We start from the raw sequence: 22,153 nt of genomic DNA, 5'->3' as shown, positions 1-22,153 counted from the left end.
ATATATGTCAAAATTAGAAGCAATTTCTCCTATTTTTAAGAATGCTCCCTTTGTATTTGGTATGAGCAGCAGTAATCAATATGTCCCGTACTTGTCAGTTTATCTCAAATCTATTATAGATAATGCAAAAGAGAAAAATTATTACGATATTGTAGTTTTTGAGACTGATATTTCCGATGAAAATAAGGAAAAGTTGAAGTCTCTTACAACCTCAAAAAATATTTCTATTCGTTTTTATAATTTGCAAAAAACATTTGATACTAAGTTGCACATAGCTGCTTCTTATTTTGCTCCACAATGTTATTATCGCTTAGCGTGTGGAGAAGTTTTTAGAAAATATAAGAGAGCTTTGTTTACGGATATAGATTTGGTTTGCATTCAAGATCTTTTTCAAATTTTTAATGTAGATATAGGAGATGCCCCTATTGCTGCCTGCGAAGAGGTGCTTTGGGCTGAAGAAAATAGAAAAGAGAAAGTTTATGGAGATTGGAGCGTTTCTGAGTATTTAAAAAAACTAGGTTCTCCTAGTATATACTATAATACTGGCTTAATTCTTATTAATCCAGAAAAATTTAATCAAATAGCCCCTTTCTCATTATTGTTAGAAGAGTCTAAAAAGGAACGATTTTTTTGTCAAGAACAAGATGTTTTAAACAAAGTGTTTAAAGATAAATTTTTTACTTTATCTTTAAAATATAATTTCGAGATCATTAACACTATTTTTAACGGGAAAAATAAAACATTTCAAGATTATTCGGAAAAGATAGACTCTGCAGTGATGTATCATTTTTTAGCTGCTAAAAAAGTATGGTTTTATCATCGTTTACCAAAAGGATATGTGTGGTGGTCGTATGCTAGAAAAACACCTTTTTATGATAAAATTTTTGCTGATCTTATTGAAAAGCAAAAACCACTTGCTTTTAAAGAGGAAATGAAACTTAAAATAAAATATAATCGGTATCGTTTTCTTTCTCTTGTTTCTTTTGGAAAAAGAAAAATGAGATATCATGAAAAAGCCAATTTTATTGAAGAAGAGTTTTTTCCTAAAAAAAAGTTTGAAATCAGAGAAATGGAAAATGTTTGCGATTTTTTAGAGCCCGCTTTCTCTGAAAACAAAGTGGCAATTGCAATGAGTTGTTCTAATGAATATGTGCCTTATTTATCAGTTTGTTTGGAATCTATTAAAATTAATTCTTCCTCTCAAAAAAAATACGATATTGTAGTGTTTGAACGTTCCATTACGCAAGATAACAAAAAGAAACTCTTAGCACAAATTCAAGGGTTGGGAAATTTTTCGCTTCGTTTTGTGAATCCAACGGCTTTGTTAAAAGAATATAACCTTACTTATCCAGCTAATTATGCTTTGGAGTGCTTTTTTCGGTTGACATCTCCGTTGATACTGAAAAATTATTCCAAAATTATTTTTACAGATGTAGATTTAGTTTTACAATCAGACATCACTGTTTTGGCAGACGAGGATTTGCAAGGATATCCTTTTGGTGCTTGTAAAGATTTAATGTGGGGAGCTTTCTTAAATTGTCAAGAAAGTGACTGGGCGCAATATGCCCAAGAAGTTCTACATTTAAAAGAACCTTTCCGTTATTATAATACAGGAGTTCTCTTGCTGGATGTAAAAACTTTTAATGAGAAAGAGTATTCTAAAAAAATGTTGGAATTTGTCAGCAAAAATAATTTTAGAATTTTGGAACAAGACGGTTTAAATGCATTTTTTCAGACGGGGATTAAATATCTTGATACTGCTTGGAACGTGCCGACTTCGGGTGGTATATATAAGCATTTGGTTTCTCTCATGCCGTCTGAATTTTTTGAGCAGTATTTAAAGGATAAGAGCAATCCATTTATTATACATTTTGCTGGAGAAAGTAAGCCTTGGTTCTCCCCTGAAGATGATATGGCAGATCTCTGGTGGAATTATGCAAAAAAAACTCCTTTTTATGAAGATCTAATGTTGAGTTTGCAAGAACACCAAAGAGATCTTTCTGGTGGAGAAAAAGTTGTTTTTTATTTTAAATATCGTTTATATAAGATTTTAAGCATGCTGACGTCTTCTGAGAAAAAAAGTATATATAAGAAAAAAGCTCAAGAATCTAAGCTGAAACTTAAAATTAAAAATAAATAATGAATGTTTTAAACATCAAAATCCTAGTGGCGCATCGGGAATTGCGCGGCGTGGTTAAAAATAGCATTTTATGCCCTATTCAAACGGGGTGCGCCCGTGCTACGGCTCTTTTGCCGGATATGCTACGTGATAATGAAGGCGAGAACATATCCAAGGACAATCCACGTTATTGCGAGCTATCGGCGCATTATTGGGCATGGAAAAATCAGGATAAATTAGGAAATCCCCATTATATTGGTTTGATGCATAACCGCCGTCATTTTATGTTTGATACGGAGTTACCCATTCCGTCCGCCGATGCTACTTGGTTGCCTAATTCTCATTTTTACATTTTTCCCCCTATAACCGACAACTACCTAAAACATCTTTCCGAGGAAAAGATTGCTGCTTATTTCCCACAATACGATTGTATGGTTATCAAAGGGTACAATGAACCGGAAGTTCCTTTTGGAAAAAGGATTACCAAAAGTTTTGGTTTAGAAAATCCGGAAATTTTTGATGTTTTTGCAAATGTTCTGCGCGAAAAATACCCTTCTTATTCTTCAGAATTAAATGAATTTTGGCAAGGGGATAAACAGTATCTTTGCAATATGTTTGTAATGAATAAAGAACTGTTTGAAGAATACTCTTCCTTTTTGTTTGGAGTTTTAGCCGAGGTGGACAGTCGGATAGATTCTTCCGCTTTTACGGGCGCTAAACTTCGCTTTTTGGGTTATTTAGGGGAGTACTTATTAACAATATTTGTCATGAAGTTACAAAAAAATCCTTCCGTCAAAATCATAGAAATGAATGGGGCTTATTTTGAAGAAAAATACAACCCCGCCGATAAAAAGAAATTATGGCGTTATGCGCTGATGAGTCTGTTATTTTGGGGAGAGAAAAGAAAAATATATCGGCAGAAGTATGCCCTTTTAAAAGCCAAAATAAAGGTTTTACAAAATTTTAAATACTAATTCCCAACCGAAATATACAATCCGATTTTAGGAAAAAGTATTTAAAATTCCCAAAAGAAGAAATTCCTTTATCTGTAATCAAAAAACAAACACTTCGTTCCGCGATATTTCCAGTATCTGTAGAATTTAGGCAACAGAAAACAGAACGGATGTCTCCATAAATATCTGGCAATCATTTTGATCCATGCCAAGACATAAGGGTCGTCTTTCGGCATCAAATCAGCCCAAGGGCTTACTTTCATTAAGGATAGATACTCTTCCCTATTTGGAGAAAAAGAATTCTTTTCCCAAGGGTGGAAGTGTCGAATAACTGTGTGTTTGGGCTCCTCTACAATTTCATTAAAACGCGGATGAGATAAAAATAAATCCGGCTTATATAAGAAACCCATCACATTGTAACGTTCCGGCAGTAGTTTCTTGCGATTTTGGCAAATAACATTTATGGCATCTTGGTCGGGCCATTGTAGCAAAGAGGCGTTCTTAACGGAATAATCCAATAAGGTGTTAAAGAGATGTTCTTCTCTCCATTTTTTATTATTAATGAGGAGAACCCCAGAGTTGACATACTCTTCCGGTTTAAAATCTTTGCCGAAACGTTTTGTAAGTTTTCCTCGTAATATAACGTTGTAATCCGGCACACCACCTATATAATACTCGGATATATCCTCTTTCCACAAGGGCAACAAACTGCTTCTTACAAAGACATCACAATCCAGATAGAGAACTTTGTCTTCAGAAATTAATTCAGGAATTAAATAACGACCGAAGATGGATAACGTCCAATTAGAACGTTTTAGATCACAATTTTTAAAGATTTTTTCGTCTAAAGTAAGATAAGTAATCTCAAAGGAATAGAGTTCTTTTAATTTTTCAATTTTTTGTTTATTTTTTTCCGAAATTTTATTATCTAAAACATAAAAATGGAAAGTTTCTTCCTCTCCTGCATTTTTTAATACGGAAAATAGGGCCATACCCATATAAGGTGCATAATTATCGTCAGAAGCAAAGCAGATATTTATTTTTTCTATCATATTTCTTATCCTATAAAAAATTTTAATATAAAATTTAATTATTAGTGATCCATAAATAAACAGGCACTTCCGCGCATTTTCCAACGTTTGTAAAACTTAGGAAGTAAAAAGCAGAAAGGATGTTTCCACAAATAACGCAAAACAATTTTACTCCAAGCAATCCATTTCAAATCATCCTTAGGGGCAAATTCAGCCCATGGGCTTATTTTCATCAAAGAAACATATTCTTCCCGATGAGGGGCAAAGTAGTTTTTCTTCCACGGGTGAAAGTGACGAATGACTGTATGCTGTTGTTCTTCCTCCATTCGGGAAAAAACAGGCAAATGATAGAATAAATCTGTTTTATAAAACTGCCCAAACATATTCCATCTTTCCATCAATATTTTTTTATGGGAACGGCAAATAAAATTAATTGCATCTTGGTCTGCCAATGGAAGGTTTTTTGCATTCTCAATAGAATACTGCAAAAGTTTTTCACAAATTCCGTCTTCCCGCCATTTTTTGTTGTTAATTAACAACACCCCGGCATTAACATATTCTTGCGCGTTAAAATCTTGCCCAAAACGCTCTTGTAAACGCCCACGGGAAATCTCCCCCCAGTCCGCTATACCAGCCAAATAAAAACCTGCCAAATCCGTTTTCCACATGGGAAGCAATGAAGCGCAGACCATTATATCGCAATCTAAGTAAAGAACTTTATCTTGCGGGATTAGTTCGGGAATAAAAAAGCGCCCAAAGGTAGCTAGAGATAATTTTTTGGGGTCACACCCGGATAAACGGGAACGGTCTATGGGTATGTAGGTTATGTCAAATTCATGAGTATTATTCAAAGAAGCAATTTTTTGTTTATTTTCTTCAGCAATTCCCATATCTAAAATATAAAAATGGAAAGTTTCTTCGACCCCGGCATTACGCAAAACAGAAAAAAGGGCCATGCCCATATATGGGGCATAGTTGTTGTCAGAAGCAAAACAAATATTAATTCTTTCTTTCATACAAACCTCAAATAAATTTCAGTATTTCAAAAGCAAGACCGGAATTTTTATAAGTTATTTTATTTGTAAAAGTTGGTTAAACAATCCGTTTAGTTTATCTACCATAATGGATAGTGCAAAAGAGTCTTCTACTCGTTTATTCCCTTCCAAACTTATTTGTTCGTATTTCGCCGGAGAAGAGATTAAACTTTTAATACTTTCTGCAATAGCACAGGGGTCATTAGGATTTACTAAAAGTCCACTGATATTATTTTCTATTATTTCCCCTTGTGCTCCATTATTGGTAGAAATTGTTGGAACACCGCTATACATAGCTTCACAAAGAACTAAACCAAAAGATTCCTTAACTAAGGAAGGAAGAACAAACAAATCTATCTCATTATAAAATTGTCCCATATCCTTCACATCGTTCATTAAATGATAATTTCTCGTCAATCCGTTTTCTATTATAAACTGGTTACATTTTTCTGTGAAGGCTGTTTGAGAACTGGCAGCAATATACAAATGGCAGGGTACTTTTTCCTGTAAATTCAGTATTTTAAGAGCCTGTAATAAAACCCCTACTCCCTTATTTTCTTCCATACGGCCGGCATAACCTATCTTGACAGGGAACCGAACTTGAGAACGAATTCTTTTGATAAATCGTTTAATGTCAATTCCATTGTATATTAAGTGAAATTTATCAATAAGTTCCGTAGTAGCCGTTTGCTTTTGTAAATCATATACTAACCGAGAAACACAAACAAAAGCATCTGCTTTTCTTTGAATAGCCTTATGATAAAAATCTTTTTTATTAGGTGTTACATTATGCCTATATATTACCCATTTAATGTTAGGTTTTAATGTTTTTAGAACTGCACATACAGGCACCATTGTTCCGCTATGACAGTTCAAAATATCTATCTTAAATTTTTTTAGTATTTTTAGAAGGCGAAATATGGCAAAAAATTTACCAATTCCATATAAGGAAATAGGGCATACTGTTGCCACCTCTTGAAATTTTTTAACAAGGTGATCTTGTTTTTTATCTAAAACAACAACACTGCGATGACCGCGAGCATTTTCTTCTTTACACAGCATATATACATACTGCTCGCCACCACCCCAAACTTTTGCATAGACGATATGTAACAAATTCATAATAAATATATTATGTTATTTAAAAAAACCCCGCTTTCGCAGGGTTTTGTAATCCATACGGAGAGGGAGGGATTTGAACCCTCGATACAGGAATTAACCTGTATGGCGGTTTAGCAAACCGCTGCCTTCAGCCTCTCGGCCACCTCTCCAAAATCTTGTTATTTATAACCAACAGATATATTATAACAAAATTTTAGAAACTTTTCTTAAGTCCTTCTTTTAACGGGGTAAATTTTTGCCCGGTAAGAGAAGCCCACTTCTTGCCGGAACATATCCAATGCCCCGGGATAACAGCTTCGGTTACTTTATCGTAATTAAGCGCCGGTTGGGCTCCTGTCACACGGGCGGCTACTTCATACACCCAAGCCGCTAAACGCATGGCCCACACCGGAGCATTGGGCATAAAAGGTTTAGAGCACCCCATAGCCGCCGCCATTTCGGTGATAAAATAATCCCAAGAATAAATTTCTTCTTCGCAGACGAAATAAGTTTCTTTATCCGTATCCGTGCGGCTAAATGCTTGCCACAGGGCAGAGACCAAATCGGCTACATGGACAAAACTGAAAAAACCGTTTCCGGAGGTGTTAACCATAATCCCTCGTTTTACCCACAAGGCAATTTTGGATACGCCGGAATCATTTTTTCCGTACACAATGGGAGGACGAATAATCGTCCATTTCACACCCGGGCGAAGTTTTTTAACCTCTTGTTCTCCCCCCAACTTGGTAATGCCGTAATCGGACACGGGGGCAGGGGTCATCTCTTCGGTACGGGGCGCAGTTTTTTCCGTTGCAAACCCACTGGCGGCCAAACTGGATACATGAACAAAAGTTTCCACCGAAGGAGTGTTATTTACCGCCGCAACCACATTTTTAGTAGCGGTGATATTCGCTTTCTCGAAATCTTGGCGGTTAAAGCCAAAGATAGCCGCCGCTAAATGGAAAACACCGCAACATCCGTCCAAGGCTTTTTCTAAAGAAACGACATCGTTGTAATCGGCTTGCACGAGCGTAACGGCCGGGTTAGCGGGTTGATGCTTGGGGGCACGGCGCGTAACCACGCGCACATTAAACCCTTCCTGGAGGAGTTTATCCGTCAGGGCCCGCCCGATAAATCCGTTTCCGCCGGTAATTAAAATGGTTTTCTTCATACTTATTCTACGTGAATATCCAATTCGTCAATCATTTCATCGGTTTTTTTGGTAACTTTCTTTTTAATTTCTTTCTTCACTTTTTCTTTATTCATATCTTGGTTGATAAAGTTTTCGTCCCTGTTTACATTACGACGGACAAAATCGAAATTGAAGGTAAAGCGTTTTAAGCCTTTATCCAAATCTTCTTTGGTAGGGAACTCGCCGTGTTTTAATTTATTGATAGGAGACACCTTATCCGTTTGCGGGAAGTACCACAACAGGGAATAGATAATTCCGCCCAAAAGAATAATGGTGATAATTTTGTTAAGTCCTTCAAAGCGGTAAAGCCCGAAAATGTTGGAAATAATGGACCACACCATAATCACGCCTGTCCACAACCCGGCCACAATGGCCATAAAAGTCCAGGCATTGGACTCAAAATTGGGATACAAAACCATTACCAAAAAACAACATACAATCAACATACCAAAACGCTGCCAACCGTTCATAATTATATCTCCTGTTTGAATTCTACACTTACGGTCAGTTCATCTTTTTCGTAATACATAGGAAGCGGCGCAAAGGGCCCCGCATTGATGACAGCCGAAGTGGCGGCGAAGTCAAAAGTGTCATCGCCGGATTTTCTATCTAACTGTAAATCTTTAATTTTACCGTCGCGCGCAATCGCAAAAGAAACCAAAGCGGAAAGGGTATTGCCCGCCGGACGGCGTTTTTCCCACTCAATCCACAGGGAGTTACGCACCTGCGTGATATACCAAGGATAAGGGAAATTGGCAAAATCGGTTTGGATATTTCCCCCCGCAAATTCCCCTTCTTTGGAAGAAGAAAGACTACTCTTGGCATCTGTTGAATCTTTCCCGTCCTCGTCCAACACGCTGGGAGCGGCTAAAGACGGGGCCTTGGGTTGTTCTTTTTTGGCAGGCTGTTTTTTAGTAGTAATTTCCGATTTGGAACTATAAGCCTTTTTAGCCGTTTTTTTGGGAGTCGCTTTAGGGGTTTCTTTTACGGGTTCGGGGGCTTGTACGGCGGCTTTGGGAGCCTTGGGCACAGAAGCGGCCGCTTCTTGCCCGGTGGTGGCTACCACTTTGCCGGAACCGATGAAATCAATGGTATAGGTGGCTTGCGGTTTTTTGGCAGACGGAGCCAGCAGCAACAGTAAAAACAGTGCCGCTAACACATGAAGTCCGCCGGAATATGCCAAATACTTGTTCATTAGTTTTTAGATAAAACCCCGATTCCTAACTTGGCCGCGCCAAGTTTTTTGGCTACATCAAACACATCCACCACTTGTTGCACAGGCACATCTTTATCGGCCTGAACCAAAATGGTTTTTTTGTTTGCTTTTCCCATGCGCAAAATAAGTTCGCGCTCTAAATTTTTAAGAGTCAATTTTTTATTCATTACGGTAATGGTACCGTTTTTTTGCACTTCTACCCTTATTACATCATCTTCCGCCTGGGTGTTAATAGCGGTAGATTTGGGAAGATCCACCGTCAGTTGCATTTGGACAAGAAGCGGACTCATAACCATAAAAATAATCAACAAAATCAGCGTGATGTCGATAAACGGCACCATGTTGATTTCTGCCATGACGGTTCTTTTTTTATGTGTGCTCATAAACTAAAATTCACCCGTTTCATTTTTGCGGTAAATAAATTCGTTGGCGGCGTTTTCCAACTCTTTAGCAAAATAATCGGTTTTAGAGAGAAAGTAGTTGTACGCGATAACGGCCGGAATAGCCACAAAAAGCCCTGCGGCCGTGTTAATTAACGCTTCGGCAATACCGGCAGCCACTACGGAAGCACCGGCGTTGGCGGCAGTGTTGGAAGCCAAATCTTTGAAAGCATGCATAACCCCGATAACCGTACCGAAAAGACCGATAAAAGGAGTAATACTGCCCAAGGTACCCAACACGGACAAGCGGCGTTGCAACTTGGAAATTTCCCAATCAATCACATTGGCAGCTACTTTTTCCTGCTCGGCTTGCGGACGGTTGCGTTCTTGCAACAAACGGCCGATTAACGCGGCACCGGGGGTGTTTTTGACTACTTCTTTGCGGCAGGCTTCTTCGGCCTTGGTGTAGTTTTCCGAGCGGAGCGGATGGCGGCAATATGTAATAAGTTTGCGGGATAAGGAAATGGCGGAGCGCAACTTAAAAAAGCGTTCCAAAATTACCGAAATAGAATAGACGGACAGCAGTAACAAAATAATCAATACCGGCCCACCGGCGGCGAACAATTCGCGCAAGTTTGTCATGTTGGAAAATTCCATACTCTTTCTTTCTCCTTGGGTCTATGCCCGAACAACAAATATAATAAAAAGTTGAATTAAAATGTTAGCCATTAACCCGGCGGCCACATCATCAAACACAACCCCGACGGGGTTTTCCATTTTGTCAAAAGTTTTTACAAGCCACGGCTTTAGCGTATCAAAGGTGCGGAATAACACAAAGGCCGCTAACAAATAAGGCCACTCTCTGGGTAAAAAAGCCATAGCCGTTACATACCCGGCCACTTCGTCAATAACTACCTTGGGGTTATCGTGCCCGGTATATCCCTTAAATTTTACTTTTTTACATATTACCACCGCAAATACCCAAAAAGCCAGCATCAATATGCCGTAGAGCATGGGGTCTTTGGGAAAACAAAGCACCAAAGGAATCCCCATTAAAGTGCCCAAAAATCCGGCTCCCGTATTTTTTTTGAAGGAAAATACCAACGGCGGCAGATAACTGATAAAAAGTCCGGTAGCCAAGGCTTTGATGACTATTTGCATTGAGGCAAACTCCACGATTTTTTAAGCAGTTCCCAGTTGTTTTTCAAATAGGAAACGGCACTGATCCAGGTAATTACAGCCGCAATAGCGGTAATGGCATACGGAACCTTTTTAAGCGTAAGGAAAAGAATTACGCACACTTGTTGGGCACAACCCGTTAAAATGTGGGATAAATGGTACACATCTACTACAAAGAAAATAGTGCCGACTGCCACCATTTGAATAACGGTTTTGAATTTTCCCCAGCGTTCGGCCGCCATCACTTTGCCTTCCAACGCGGCAATTACGCGCAAAGTGGAAATCATGAGTTCACGCAAGATAATAAAGAATACAGCCCAAATGGGTACATCTAATTCACGAATACCCACAAACGCAAAAAGTGCCGCAGAAACTAAAATTTTATCCACAAACGGATCCACAATCGCGCCGAAGGGAGTAATGGTGTTGGTTTCGCGAGCGATTTTGCCGTCCACCCAGTCCGTACTGGCCGCCACGATAAAAATAAGCGTGGCAATAAGGCGCGTCCAACCGCACGGAATCAAAATAAAGATAAACATAACAATAGACAGCGCGGCACGCGTGAGTGTGATTTTATTGGGAAGTGTCATCATTGAAAGAATCCTCCAAAAGTATCCGCCGGAAGCGATTGGTTTTTACGGGTATTTTTTAACTCCGCCCGAGTGAGCATCAAGTCGGCCTCAATGGCAATCGTTTTCGGAAAAAAGTCCGCTTTATCAAGCGTTAAATAGAGTTTGTATTCTTCCCCAGCTTTGGGGGTTAAGAGCAAAACGGCTTCGTCTTCCGTTTGGCTTTTTAAGGAAGCCTGATGACGGTTTACTAAAGCCGTATAATTGCCGAAATCGTACAAGGCCTGGTTGGGTTGGCCTTCTTGCCAATCCGTCCAAGAAAGGGTGGTTACTTGGTTGCCGGCATTATCTAAAATGATAATTTCTTTTTTATCGGTAATGGCCGATTGTTCCGCCTCTCCTTGTTTGTCCAATGTATCCAAACGCAAGAAATTTTTTGCTTTATCGTAGGATAAAGTTCCTTGAGATTGGCTGACGAGAACCCCGTCATACGAAGTAGATTGTTCAAAAGAGGTGGACAAGAAAGTCAATTTTTTATCCCAGGCTTTCAATTCTTCCGCCAACTCTTCCGCCGAAAAAGTTTTTACCGCTTTGGTTTTTTCGGCAGTCGGTTTCGGTGCGGGAGCAGGGGTTGTTTCCGGCGCAGGGGCAACGGGCTTTTCCTGTTTGACGGGTGCGGTTTCCGCTATCGTTTGTTGGGGCTGGGCCGAGGTTTCGGGCACCAAAGTCGGTTCGGCCGAATTGGAACAGGCACTCACCCCGCAGGCCAAAACAAGGGCCCATAAACCTTTATTTATAGACAGTTTCATAAGAGGGTTCCTCGTAATTTTTTTCATACGGAAGGCTGGAAAGTTCCTCAATGCCTTGGTCAATCAGTTCATAGTGAATTTCCCAACGGTTGGAACCTTCCGGCTTGGAAATATAGCCTTTCATTTCCAGCACACTAAGCATATTGGTTGCACGGGCACTGGAACCGAAGTGGGCTTTTAATAAATCTTGCGATACGCGGCGGCGCTCTTTAATCAGGCGCAGGGCTTGCAGTTGTTCTTCGGGCTTTGTTCCCAAGCCGTCCTGCGGGCGTTGTTGGGCACCGGGGGCCGCTTCCGCTACGATTTGGACAGGATAATCCGGCCCGCCTTGTGCGCGGAGAAAGTCCGCCACGGCTTTAATTTCTTTCTCGGAAACATAAGCCCCTTGAATGCGCATAGGAAGATCCGTAGAAGAATCTATCAACAACATATCTCCTCGGCCGAGCAAATTTTCAGCCCCTACACCATCTAAAATAACTCTGGAGTCAGTTCCTGAAGATACTTTTAACGCAATGCGCGAAGGAAAATTGGATTTAATAATACCCGGAATCACTTGCACAGAAGGGCGTTGTGTACACAAAATTAAGTGAATCCCAAAAGCGCGCCCCATTTGGGCCAGGCGTTGGACGGAATCAACGATAGCGGCTTTTGTCTGTAACATTAAATCGGCCATTTCATCAATAATTACAAAAATATAAAACATTTTTTCTTCGTTGTGTTCTTTGGCCCAAGCGTTATAGCCTTCAATGTTTTTTACTTTTGCCAATTGCATAATGTTCAGGCGTTTTTCCATCACTTTAACAAGCATCTGTAGGGATTTAACGGCCCCATTGGCATCCGTTACAATGTCAGCATCATCACAGGAAGTTTTAGGATCGTACAAATAAGGGATCCCTTCGTAAAGAGTCAGTTCCACGCGTTTAGGATCGACAAGTAAAAACTTGACCTCATCAGGTTTATGCTTAAATAAAATAGACATAATAATCGTATGTACGCAGATAGATTTACCGCTGTTAGTAGCACCGGCAATTAAAATATGAGGCCACTTTTCAGCCACCGTTCCCGCCGGGTCTCCATTAGCATGGCGACCAAGTGCAATCGGCAATACCGCATTGGAAGATGCATAGACGGGAGATTCCAAAATTTCCCGCATGGTTACCGTAACAGATTTATCATTGGGAATATCAATGCCGGCAGCATTTTTACCGGGAATGGGGGCTTGAATATTAATGGAACGAGCCTCCATACGGGCTTGAATATCTTGCGCCAAAGAGGCAATCGATGATATATTAACCCCGTCATCAGGTTGCACTTCATATCGAGTAACTACCGGGCCCGGAGAAACCCCCATAACATGAGCGCCCAATTTAAAACTTTTCAAAGTATCTTCCAACCGCTTGGTGGCTTGGGCAATTTCGTCGTCCGTCGGGCCGACAAGGCCGTCCCCGGTGGGATTATTCAATAAATCCAAAGACGGAAGTTGGAAAGTTTTAGGATCAAATTTTTTCACTTCACCGTTTTCTTGCGAGTTCTCTTGCGCAGCGGGTTTTTCCGCTTGGGCCGAGGGTGCTTTGGTGGAGGATAATTCTTCGCGGCTGGGCAAGGTAATCGGTTCGGCTACCGGGCGGCGAATCACGGGCTTCGTGCGGCGGATTTCGGGAGTTTCGTGAATTTCTTCCGCTACCGGGCGGGAAACACTCGGTTCCTTTTCGGCCTTTTCTTTTATAGCCTCGCGGCCTTCTTTTACGCGCTCCTTCAATTCGGCACGTGCGTCCATCCAACCGTTAAAATCGTTACGGACAAATTCCACCGTCTTCTGCAAAACAACTGACCACGGAATAGCAAACAAAAGGTGCAACCCCACCAGAACTATCGCTAAAGAGAACAAGGTGGCACCCACCGTTCCGCTGATGCCTTTGAGCGCATAAAAAACTTTCTGCCCTACGGCACCGCCGGAGATTAAAGAATCGGTAAAGATAAGTTTTAGAAAAGCAAGTAAACTGGACGCCCCCAACAAAGTGATGGTAGTACCGATAAGGAAAAACAGAAAAGAGGCACTTTTTTTACGCACGGTTTGAATAAGCCAATACGCTAAAAACAAAGGGAGCAGTCCTTTGGCTTGGCCCAAAAGGCCAAAAAGTCCTTTAGAAACTTCTTCCCCGACGGTACCCATGGATACATTGAACCATAAAATACAAAATAGCCATACGCACAACGCCCAACCGAAAATATAGAGAGCGGTACGAATCCACGCACGGGAGGAAGTTTTTTTGGTTTTTCTTTTAGATTTTTTAGCGGTGTAATAATACTTTGGCATATATCTTATTTTACCTTTTTTTGGGAGTAAATGGGATATAAAAAAGATAAAAAAAGAGCGGAGTATTTTTCCGCTCTTTTTTTCAGGTAAAAATTATACTACATATCCTGCGCAATGGGTGCGGCAGGCGGCTGGGGAGCCGGCACGGTTCCCCAAGTGATGTTGTAGTTAATTCCGTCGGCTTCCAGCACAATTTTGCCTTGTTCGTAAAGCGCTCCCAAGGCTAAATAAAGAACGGAAGACGACAAACGGCATACCACTTTCAACTGCCAGGAGGTGGCCGTTTTATGTTGGGTTAAATATTCCGAAATACGACTGACGGCAATTTGGATATTTTCTTGTAAAGGACTCATACTTATACCCGTTCAATGGCAAAAAGAGCATCGCCTTGTTTAACCGGCTTGCCGTTTTCCACCAATACTTTTTTAATAATACAAGGGAATTCGGCACGCATTTCGTTGAAAACCTTCATGGCTTCCACCAAGCAGATAACATCGCCTTTATTCACACGGGCACCTTCTTTTACAAAAGGCGGAGCGGACGGAGTGGAGCCGCGGAAGAAAATACCCATAAGAGAAGATTTAATAACTTCTTTGTATTGTTCCTGCTCCGGAGCAACGGCCCCGTTACCGGCGGAGGCGGACACCATGCCCCCCATATTTACGGGCACGGGTACAACGGCCGGTTTCGCTTTTACCAAGCGCAAATACAAACCCTTTTGATCGTATTCAATGGTGTCAATGTTATTGTCCTGCATGAAGCCGTAAAGTTGTTTTACTTCTTTCAAAATCGGCGATTCTTTTACGGCAGTTTTGGCGGTTACTTTGGCTTTCTTGGCGGTAGCCGCTTTTTTTACAGTTGTTTTTTTCATAACAAAAGGTACCTCTGTTCCTTGATAATAACAAAAAACTACTTTTATTTATTTTACATAATTTTAAGACGATTGGCTTTTTAGTTCTTGGGTTGGGGCTCTTTTTCCCCTTCTTCCACCGACGGGAACAGATGGTTTGCGGGGTCTATACCCAAAGTACGCAGCACCTCAAACGCAGATATCGCATACCCAAGGCCGCTTCCCTGAACGGGGTTTATCGAGCGGCTGGTTACCCCTATCACTTTCCCCGAATCTTTCAAAACCAAAGGCCCGCCGCTGTTGCCTGGGTTTATGGCGGCATCAATTTGGATTTCGTCCGTTCCGTTATAATTATGAACCGCACTGATGATGCCTTGGGTCATCGTCCACATTTTATCCTGCGGGTTGCCCAACGCAAGCACCGTTTTGCCTGTTTGATAGTGGGAACGGTCATCGTCCAGTTCAAAGTAAGGATATTCCCCCTCTGCTTTTAAGAGGGCTAAATCGCGCGACTTGTTTACCTTTATCACGCGTGCATACCGAAACGGGGGATCGGCACGGTTCGGCAAGAAGGGCAAATCTTCATACAGGTAGAAGCGTGCATCGCGGGAATTGCCCAACACATGAGCGTTGGTAAGCAAATATCCGTCCGCACTGATAAAAAAACCGGTTCCGTGTCCGTCCGGAAGTTCCAAATATACGGTTTTGCGCAAATATTCTTTGTAGGGGTCGTCCCGGCGCGGCAGGAAGGGATCCCCCAGCGGGTAAAATACCAAGCGGTTTTCTTCCACTTTTTTCATAATTTCCTTTAACGCGGAACGCAAATCACGCTCTAAAATGGAGCGGGCACTTATCCCCGAGGCTTGCACATAAGCCGGAGCCACCACCGGGAAAAAGAGCGAAAAAGTCAGTTCGTTAAACCAATAAAGCCCTACGGCCAGATTGTTATAAGCTAAATTGCTGTGCCGACGGGCGGAAAAAGACAAAAGCGGCATTTTGTTGTGAGGATAGCGCAAGGTAAGCGTTACCCGCGTGGTAAAGCCCGGGAGATATTGGCGTCTTACCCATAAGAAGCGGCCTTCCGTTTCCACTTTATTTACATATAATCTTCTGTCTTCCTCTATTTGGTAATCCAATTCAGCAAGCAAATCGTACCGGGAAGACAACCGTTTTTCTCCGGCGTCCACCCTGGAGAAAAGGGTTCCCAAGGCATCGGCCGCGGCTACGGCGGCGCCATCATCCGTGCGGAAGGAGTATTCGTTAACGGGAGAAAGGTTATCGTCCTTAAAAGAAAAAGAGTGTTGGATAAAATAATCCGAAACGACAAGCACGCTTGCTTCTATTTTATCGGGAAAAGAAGGGGTTTTATAAATACCCCGCCGTAACCGTCCATGATAACTGCAAGCACTCACAAGTAAGCAAAACACAAGCAAAAAGAGAAACAAACTCCCTTTGCGCAGAACGGAAAAGGAAAGCATACTTTATTATATCAAACGCATAAAACATAAAAAAACCCCGTTTTTCACGGGGCTCTACGATAGCATGAACAGTTATAACACAAATTCGGTTTCGTAATAATAGTCTTTTGTATAATTGTTTTGGAGGGGCTTAATCAGGTTAAAAAATTCTTCTTCAATAAGACCGTTTCTTAGACGATATTTAACTTTTACTTCCAAAGTTCTTTCTCTGTACTTATTCCAACTTTTGCGTTCCTTCAAAACCGTGGCACTGTATATCTCTAAAAGGCTTCCCAAAGGCAGCTTTTTGGCAAAGGCTTTCAGGGCATTTTTCGGCAAAGAAACATCACTTCCCGCACAGAGAATTAAAGACAAGGAAGATTTTAAGCGAATAATGTGCTGGAATAACTCATCGCTGGGTAATCCGTCTGCAATTTTTTCTTCGTTCAAAAACTCAACAGGAAGAAGGGTAAATTTTCCTTCCCGATCTATAACAATTTGAACATAGTAATAATAATAGGTATCTCCCTCCGTCACACGGAAGTAATAACCGTGAATTTTAGATTGAACGACTAGGTCTTCAACAACGGTTTGTTTATAAATTTCCCCAAAATTATCGATGATACTGTCTTGCGGGTGTTCTTCGGAAAAAAAGAGTAAAAGTTGCGGGAATATTTCTTCGGGAATATCCAAACTGGCAGAAGAAAGAATCGACCCCAGTTCCATACGGACTGAGGCGACCGCTCTTTCAATGGCATTAGCAAATTGACGAGATTTCTTTCCGTAGAGGGAGTTCATATTGGCATAAGCCGGGAAAGCGGCCGTCCACATGAATAAAGCCATTAAGATAAAGGAAAGAAGTTTCTTCATAGTTTTGCTCTCTTATATATAAGATATAAATTGAAGGTAAAATTCACAAGGGTCAAAGGGCCCATTTTTTAGTGGGCCTAACTTCCTATTTTTTGAGGGCCCTGTTTCTGGGTCTTGTAAAAATCAGGCAATAAAAAAGCACCCTTTTTGAGGTGCTTTTTATATATTTTTCCCGGAAGAGTTTAGGCTTTTAATTGGAACTCGTCTTTTTCAAAGGTAAGTTCTTTATCTTCGGTGGCTCCGGCGGGCACACAAGTAAAATGCAGGGTTCTGTGCTCCCCGTTCATTAACAAAATTTCAACTTGTCCTTCATAGGCAGGTCTGTTTTGTTCTTCTTCCACAAAGGTTTCCCCTTTATGCACTTTCAAAACGGATTTTATTTCGTTAATATCTGCCGCCGAAAACATAACTTTTAACAAGTTGGAATCTGCGGAAAGTTCTTCCAATTCATATTTAAGCAATTTGATTTTAGCGGTTAATATATCCAAAGGAAGGGCCTGCGCAGCATCTACCCGGGATAGCAAATTAAAATCACTCAATACCGGTTTACTCCAAGATTGGCGCAAATAAGTGGATACCATATAATAAGTAACTTGTTTTTCTTCCTTTACCGCAAACAAGTAACCCGCAGTAGTTTCGTTAGGCAAAGAGGCATTTTGTACATATTGATAGTAGATTTGACCCGCATTAAAAATACCCTCTGCTTGGGGATATTCTTGTTTTAAGGTATCCACGATATCTTGCTCAAGGGTTTTGGAAAGAGAGTCTTTACTTTTATTGGCATGAAGCACCTGATAGGCTTTTTGGGTGATAGTATCTTTTAGGCGAGCCGCTTGGGCGGAATCAGTTTTTAAGCTTTCCCGTGCCCAAGACGGACTAAAGGCAAACGGCAACAACAGGCTGAACAACAAAACTTGTTTTTTCATTTTTTTCTCCATTTTTTAATAACTGCTTTTTACAGAATAGTAATTATGCTTACGTTGCACAAGAGTCAAAAGACCTAAAAAAACAATAGGTCTTTCAAAAAAAATCCCTACACTCCGAAGAGGTAGGGATTTTTTATTTCTGCAAGATGCTATTTAAGCAAAGCCTTGCGGGAAAGACGAACTTTTCCGTTGTTGTCGATTTCAACGCATTTTACTTCGACGATATCCCCCAAGTGGAGAACATCTTCTACTTTATTGATGCGGTGTTTTTCGATTTCAGAAATGTGTAAGAGACCATCTTTACCGGGCAAGATTTCCACAAAAGCGCCGAAGGGCTGAATGGAAACCACTTTACCTTTGTAGATTTTGTTGACTTCCGCTTCGGCGGTCATCATTTCAATCTCGGCTTTGGCTTGATCCAAGCGGTCGCTGTTGGCAGCCGCGATGGTAACGGTACCGTCTTCTTCGATATCGATTTTGGCTTCCGTGGCTTCGGTAATGCGTTTAATGTTCTTACCGCCGGGGCCAATCAAAGCACCGATTTTGTCCACCGGGATACGCATTTTGAAAATGATCGGCGCATAGCGAGAGATATTTTCTTTCGGAGCGGCAATCGTTTTTTCCATGTGATCCATGATGTGCATGCGGCCTTCAGTGGCTTGTCTGATGGCTTGAGTTAAGACGTCCAACGGGATACCGGTTTTAAGTTTTACGTCCATTTGGAAGGCCGTAATACCGTTGCGGGAACCGGTCAGTTTGAAGTCCATATCGCCCAAGTGGTCTTCTAAGCCCATGATATCGGAAAGTACCACAAATTTCCCTTCGCCGGAAATGGCACCCATGGCAATACCGGAACAAGGCGATTTCATCGGCACGCCGGCATCAAACAAAGCCAAGGAACCACCGCAGACGCTGGCCATAGAGGAAGAACCGTTAGATTCCATAATGTCGGATACGACACGAATCGTGTACGGGAATACTTCTTCGCTGGGGATAAGCGGCATTAAAGCGCGGCGGGCCAATTCCCCGTGGCCGATTTCACGACGGCCCGGAGAGCGATCGGGTTTGCATTCACCGGTAGAGAAACCGGGGAAGTTGTAGTGCAACATAAAGCGTTCGTAGGAAGTTTCATCCAACCCTTCTACCATTTGTTTATCATCCGGGGTACCCAAGGTGGCAACAGCCAAAGATTGGGTTTGACCGCGGGTAAACAAGGCGGAACCGTGAGCGCGAGGCAACAAGCCGACCATGGAACTCAAGGGTCTGATTTCGGTGGGTTTGCGGCCGTCTACACGCACCCCTTCGTGCAAGACGAGGTTGCGAGATTCTTCGTACATAATGTTTTCCAAAGCAATACCGGCATAGGTGGCGGCATTGTCGCCGTAGTTAGCGGTCAACTCTTCCGTGAAAGATTTTTTGAGTTGGGCCACTTGGTTGTCGCGGGTTTGCTTATCGGAAAAAGCATGCAAAATTTGTTTGGCGGTTTCGCGGAATTTGCCGTTGGCCAAATCGGTTACTTCTTGGGGTAAGCGTTCGACCACATATTCAAATTTCGGTTTACCGGCCAGTTCGCGCAATTTAAGTTGCGCATCGCACATTTTGTCAATTTCCGGTTTGGCGGTTTCCATCGCTTTGATGATGGCTTCTTCTTCTACTTCTTTGGCACCGCCTTCCACCATCAAAAGACCTTGCTTGGAACCGGCAATAACGAGGTCCATATCGCAAGATTCTTGTTCTTCTTTGGTGGGGTTAACGATATACACACCGTCTTTGCGGCCAATACGCACGGCGGCGACGGGTTCGTTAAACGGAATGTTGGAAATTACTAACGCAGCGGAAGAAGCGAGGACGGACAAAATGTCGGCATCGTGCTTTTCGTCGCTGGAGATAACCATGGCCGTTACACCCGTTTCGCAGGCAAAGCCTTCCGGGAAGATAGGGCGGATGGTGCGGTCAATAATGCGGGAAGACAGGGTTTCTTTTTTGCTCGGTCTTCCTTCGCGTTTGAAAAAACCGCCGGGGATTTTACCCGCGGCGTAGGTTCTTTCTTTGTAATTGACCGTAAGGGGCATAAAATCGGAAATACCCGGTTTTTGCTCTTTAGTGGAAACGGCAGCCGCCATAACCATGGTTTCACCCATGGTGGCCACAACCGCACCGTCGGCTTGTTTGGCAATTAAACCGGTTTCCAGTTTAATCGTTTCGTTGCCGACAGTAACTTCCACATTTTGGATGTCAAATTTGTGGTTGAAATTTTGCATTAGGGATTATTTCCTTAATTTGAGTTCTTGAGTTACTTTTTGATATTTTTCAAAGTCGGTTCTTTTCAAGTAAGCAAGCAAGCGTTTGCGTTGACCGACCAATTTGTTCAAGCCTCTTTCGCCGGCAAAATCTTTCGGGTTGGCTTTGAGGTGGTTGGAAATATATTGAATGCGTTCCGTGATAAGAGCGATTTGAACAGCGGCGGAGCCGGTGTCGTTGGCGCTGGATTGGAACTTGCTGATGATGTCTTTTCTGTCTTGAATGGAAAGTACCATTTTATTGTACACTTAGGTTGAAAACTGCTGACCAAGCACTCTTTATCCGAAGGAGTACCGAGCCGGAGTCCAACCTTCTCCTATGTTTAATTTTTATACTTACTAAAGTACATAATAATTATAGCAAAAAATAAGCCTCTATGGGTATCCTTTTCCATAGAGGCGTTTTATCTTTTTTTATTATAGCAAATTACTTGCGGGTGGAGTAAGTGTCGCGAATCTCAATCATACGGGCAATGGTAGGGTCTTGCGGGTCGCCTTTAGAGATGTAATGGCGCAAGGCACTGCTCAAATTCCGCTCATCTAATTGTGCAGGCGAAAGTTCAGCCGCCTTTAAGTTCTTCCCGTTGACCGAGAAACTCCCGCGCGGCAAGCGTCCGGTGCGCGACACAAATTCTTCTAAAAGAACAAGCCACTCTTGCGGAGTACGGCGCTTACTGTACACGCGGCCGCTATCGCGAAGTTCTTTTATGCGAATAATCACGGGATCGGCCGGGTCTCCCATAGAAAGGGTGCGGTCGATACCGCTGGCCAAGCGGACTTCCTCCAATTGGGCTGGCGTCAGTTCTTCGTGCGGAATAATAACCCCGTCCTTCAAAAAGCTGCCTTTAGGAAAAGCACCCTCATGGTTTTCCAGCCATTTTTCCAGTTCCTCCAACCACTCTTTCGGTGTACGCACCAACGCATTTACGCGGGTACTTTCCCTTAAATAGATCAGGCGGGATATGATAGGATTGGCAGGGTTTCCGGTACGAATCAAAAAATCCACTCTTTTAGCCAAAAGGCGCTGTGTTAACTCTTCTTCCGATAATTCTGCCGCCGGGACTTGTTTTCCGTCCTTCCAATAGGTTTGCCGCGGAAAGGTATAATTGCTATGGAGAAGCCAGCCTTCCAAACTCATTAGGTGCAGCGCCATCCACAAACCGTTTTCGGGGGCGCCTCTCCCCCCCAGCAAGTACTTGTACTGTTTATTGGAAAAAAGAATCCCTTTTTCTTCGGCCAGCGTGACTAATTCCCGGGCAAAATGCGAAGCGTAATCCCACTCGTGGTTTACAAGGGTAAGAGAGGAAGCATCTTCTCTAAAAAGGAGTTTATCGGTATTACCCAAAGCCAAGGTTACCAGTTCCAGTTGTTCTTCCGTAAAAAGCGGGCGCATGCGCGTCTTCCACGCAGGAGCCAAATTGCGTAAAGTTTCCACACCGTTGCGAGGGGAAGCAATAAATTCCAAAGGGAAAGCCGCCGCATTAAAATTAAGCGGAACGGCTGTAAGGGCTTTTTGTTGAAGCACCCGGTTCAAAGCCGCGACACTGGGCAAAGTATTACAAGAGGCATCTATCACTCCCGTCCCCAGTAATTTATGCGGCGTACTGCCCATGGCTTTTACAACGGAATAATATTTTTTGAGGGAATTTGCAAAAATCGTTTGAGTTCCCAAACAAATCAGTAACAAGGATATATAAATTTTGTTTTTATTCATATATATATTTTAGAAATTAGCCTGTTTTTTCCGCAAGGGACAAAAGCCCTATTTTTCCCCTACCCAATGGGACTATAGTAAGACGCCCGCCGGAGATAAGGGCGGGCGCAGGGTGTTTTCTTGTAGGAGGTTTAGA

At 42.1% G+C, this 22,153-nt stretch carries 22 protein-coding genes and 1 tRNA gene; 2 read left to right on the top strand and 21 right to left on the bottom strand.

What is annotated here, in order from left to right; genetic code table 11:
* The first annotated feature begins 4 nt into the window (after positions 1-4).
* Both E7027_04045 and E7027_04040 read left to right on the top strand, forming a co-directional pair.
* Complete coding sequence (locus E7027_04045; GenBank protein MBE6421285.1) at positions 5-2,140, top strand: glycosyltransferase family 8 protein; 2,136 nt, start codon at positions 5-7, stop codon at positions 2,138-2,140.
* A complete protein-coding gene (locus E7027_04040; protein ID MBE6421284.1) occupies positions 2,140-3,093 on the top strand; it encodes a DUF4422 domain-containing protein in 954 nt (317 codons plus the stop codon). The genes E7027_04045 and E7027_04040 overlap by 1 nt, the downstream gene beginning before the upstream one ends.
* Positions 3,094-3,161: 68 nt before the next feature.
* On the opposite strand, the gene E7027_04035 is transcribed toward E7027_04040, so the two are convergent.
* The 21 genes from E7027_04035 to E7027_03935 all read right to left on the bottom strand — a co-directional run bounded on the left by E7027_04035 (position 3,162) and on the right by E7027_03935 (position 22,017).
* Positions 3,162-4,124 carry a glycosyltransferase family 8 protein gene (locus E7027_04035; protein ID MBE6421283.1) on the bottom strand — a complete coding sequence of 321 codons (963 nt, stop codon included), beginning with the start codon at positions 4,122-4,124 and terminating at the stop codon, positions 3,162-3,164.
* Between the two features lie 41 nt (positions 4,125-4,165).
* Entirely contained in the window at positions 4,166-5,119 is a 954-nt protein-coding gene (locus E7027_04030) for a glycosyltransferase family 8 protein (protein ID MBE6421282.1), read from the bottom strand.
* Positions 5,120-5,173: 54 nt separating this feature from the next.
* On the bottom strand, positions 5,174-6,259 hold the full coding sequence (locus E7027_04025; protein MBE6421281.1) for a glycosyltransferase family 4 protein: 1,086 nt from the start codon (positions 6,257-6,259) through the stop codon (positions 5,174-5,176).
* Between the two features lie 58 nt (positions 6,260-6,317).
* Positions 6,318-6,408, bottom strand: a tRNA-Ser gene (locus E7027_04020).
* Between the two features lie 44 nt (positions 6,409-6,452).
* Positions 6,453-7,409: an NAD(P)-dependent oxidoreductase gene (locus E7027_04015; protein ID MBE6421280.1), complete on the bottom strand. Its 957-nt coding sequence runs from the start codon at positions 7,407-7,409 to the stop codon at positions 6,453-6,455.
* A 2-nt stretch (positions 7,410-7,411) separates the two neighbouring features.
* Positions 7,412-7,900 (bottom strand): hypothetical protein, encoded by a 489-nt coding sequence (locus E7027_04010; GenBank protein ID MBE6421279.1) that lies wholly within the window; start codon positions 7,898-7,900, stop codon positions 7,412-7,414.
* 2 nt (positions 7,901-7,902) lie between these two features.
* Positions 7,903-8,625, bottom strand: a complete 723-nt coding sequence (locus E7027_04005; GenBank protein MBE6421278.1) for a TonB family protein — start codon at positions 8,623-8,625, stop codon at positions 7,903-7,905.
* Complete coding sequence (locus tag E7027_04000; protein ID MBE6421277.1) at positions 8,625-9,029, bottom strand: biopolymer transporter ExbD; 405 nt, start codon at positions 9,027-9,029, stop codon at positions 8,625-8,627. The genes E7027_04005 and E7027_04000 overlap by 1 nt, the downstream gene beginning before the upstream one ends.
* 3 nt (positions 9,030-9,032) lie before the next feature.
* Entirely contained in the window at positions 9,033-9,683 is a 651-nt protein-coding gene (locus E7027_03995) for a hypothetical protein (GenBank protein MBE6421276.1), read from the bottom strand.
* Positions 9,684-9,704: 21 nt separating this feature from the next.
* Positions 9,705-10,187, bottom strand: a complete 483-nt coding sequence (locus E7027_03990) for a phosphatidylglycerophosphatase A (GenBank protein MBE6421275.1) — start codon at positions 10,185-10,187, stop codon at positions 9,705-9,707.
* Complete coding sequence (gene pgsA / locus E7027_03985; protein MBE6421274.1) at positions 10,178-10,798, bottom strand: CDP-diacylglycerol--glycerol-3-phosphate 3-phosphatidyltransferase; 621 nt, start codon at positions 10,796-10,798, stop codon at positions 10,178-10,180. Before pgsA ends, E7027_03990 begins: the two co-directional genes overlap by 10 nt.
* Positions 10,795-11,610 (bottom strand): hypothetical protein, encoded by an 816-nt coding sequence (locus tag E7027_03980; GenBank protein ID MBE6421273.1) that lies wholly within the window; start codon positions 11,608-11,610, stop codon positions 10,795-10,797. Before E7027_03980 ends, pgsA begins: the two co-directional genes overlap by 4 nt.
* Entirely contained in the window at positions 11,564-13,900 is a 2,337-nt protein-coding gene (locus E7027_03975; GenBank protein MBE6421272.1) for a DNA translocase FtsK, read from the bottom strand. Before E7027_03975 ends, E7027_03980 begins: the two co-directional genes overlap by 47 nt.
* A gap of 98 nt (positions 13,901-13,998) precedes the next feature.
* Complete coding sequence (locus E7027_03970; protein MBE6421271.1) at positions 13,999-14,253, bottom strand: hypothetical protein; 255 nt, start codon at positions 14,251-14,253, stop codon at positions 13,999-14,001.
* A 2-nt stretch (positions 14,254-14,255) separates the two neighbouring features.
* Positions 14,256-14,771, bottom strand: a complete 516-nt coding sequence (locus tag E7027_03965; GenBank protein ID MBE6421270.1) for an acetyl-CoA carboxylase, biotin carboxyl carrier protein — start codon at positions 14,769-14,771, stop codon at positions 14,256-14,258.
* An 80-nt stretch (positions 14,772-14,851) separates the two neighbouring features.
* Positions 14,852-16,228 (bottom strand): serine protease, encoded by a 1,377-nt coding sequence (locus E7027_03960; GenBank protein MBE6421269.1) that lies wholly within the window; start codon positions 16,226-16,228, stop codon positions 14,852-14,854.
* A 72-nt stretch (positions 16,229-16,300) separates the two neighbouring features.
* On the bottom strand, positions 16,301-17,077 hold the full coding sequence (locus E7027_03955) for a hypothetical protein (GenBank protein ID MBE6421268.1): 777 nt from the start codon (positions 17,075-17,077) through the stop codon (positions 16,301-16,303).
* Positions 17,078-17,259: 182 nt separating this feature from the next.
* Positions 17,260-18,003 (bottom strand): hypothetical protein, encoded by a 744-nt coding sequence (locus tag E7027_03950; protein MBE6421267.1) that lies wholly within the window; start codon positions 18,001-18,003, stop codon positions 17,260-17,262.
* A gap of 149 nt (positions 18,004-18,152) precedes the next feature.
* Positions 18,153-20,264: a polyribonucleotide nucleotidyltransferase gene (pnp, locus tag E7027_03945; protein ID MBE6421266.1), complete on the bottom strand. Its 2,112-nt coding sequence runs from the start codon at positions 20,262-20,264 to the stop codon at positions 18,153-18,155.
* Positions 20,265-20,270: 6 nt separating this feature from the next.
* A complete protein-coding gene (rpsO, locus tag E7027_03940; protein ID MBE6421265.1) occupies positions 20,271-20,540 on the bottom strand; it encodes a 30S ribosomal protein S15 in 270 nt (89 codons plus the stop codon).
* 190 nt (positions 20,541-20,730) lie between these two features.
* Positions 20,731-22,017, bottom strand: coding sequence for a hypothetical protein (locus tag E7027_03935; protein ID MBE6421264.1), 1,287 nt, complete (start codon positions 22,015-22,017; stop codon positions 20,731-20,733).
* Positions 22,018-22,153 lie beyond the last annotated feature (136 nt).

It is taken from the genome of Elusimicrobium sp., assembly GCA_015062115.1.
Classification (GTDB): Bacteria; Elusimicrobiota; Elusimicrobia; order Elusimicrobiales; family Elusimicrobiaceae; genus Avelusimicrobium.
The sequence above is the reverse complement of the archived record's forward strand: the minus strand, read 5'-3'. Positions and strand labels throughout refer to the sequence as shown.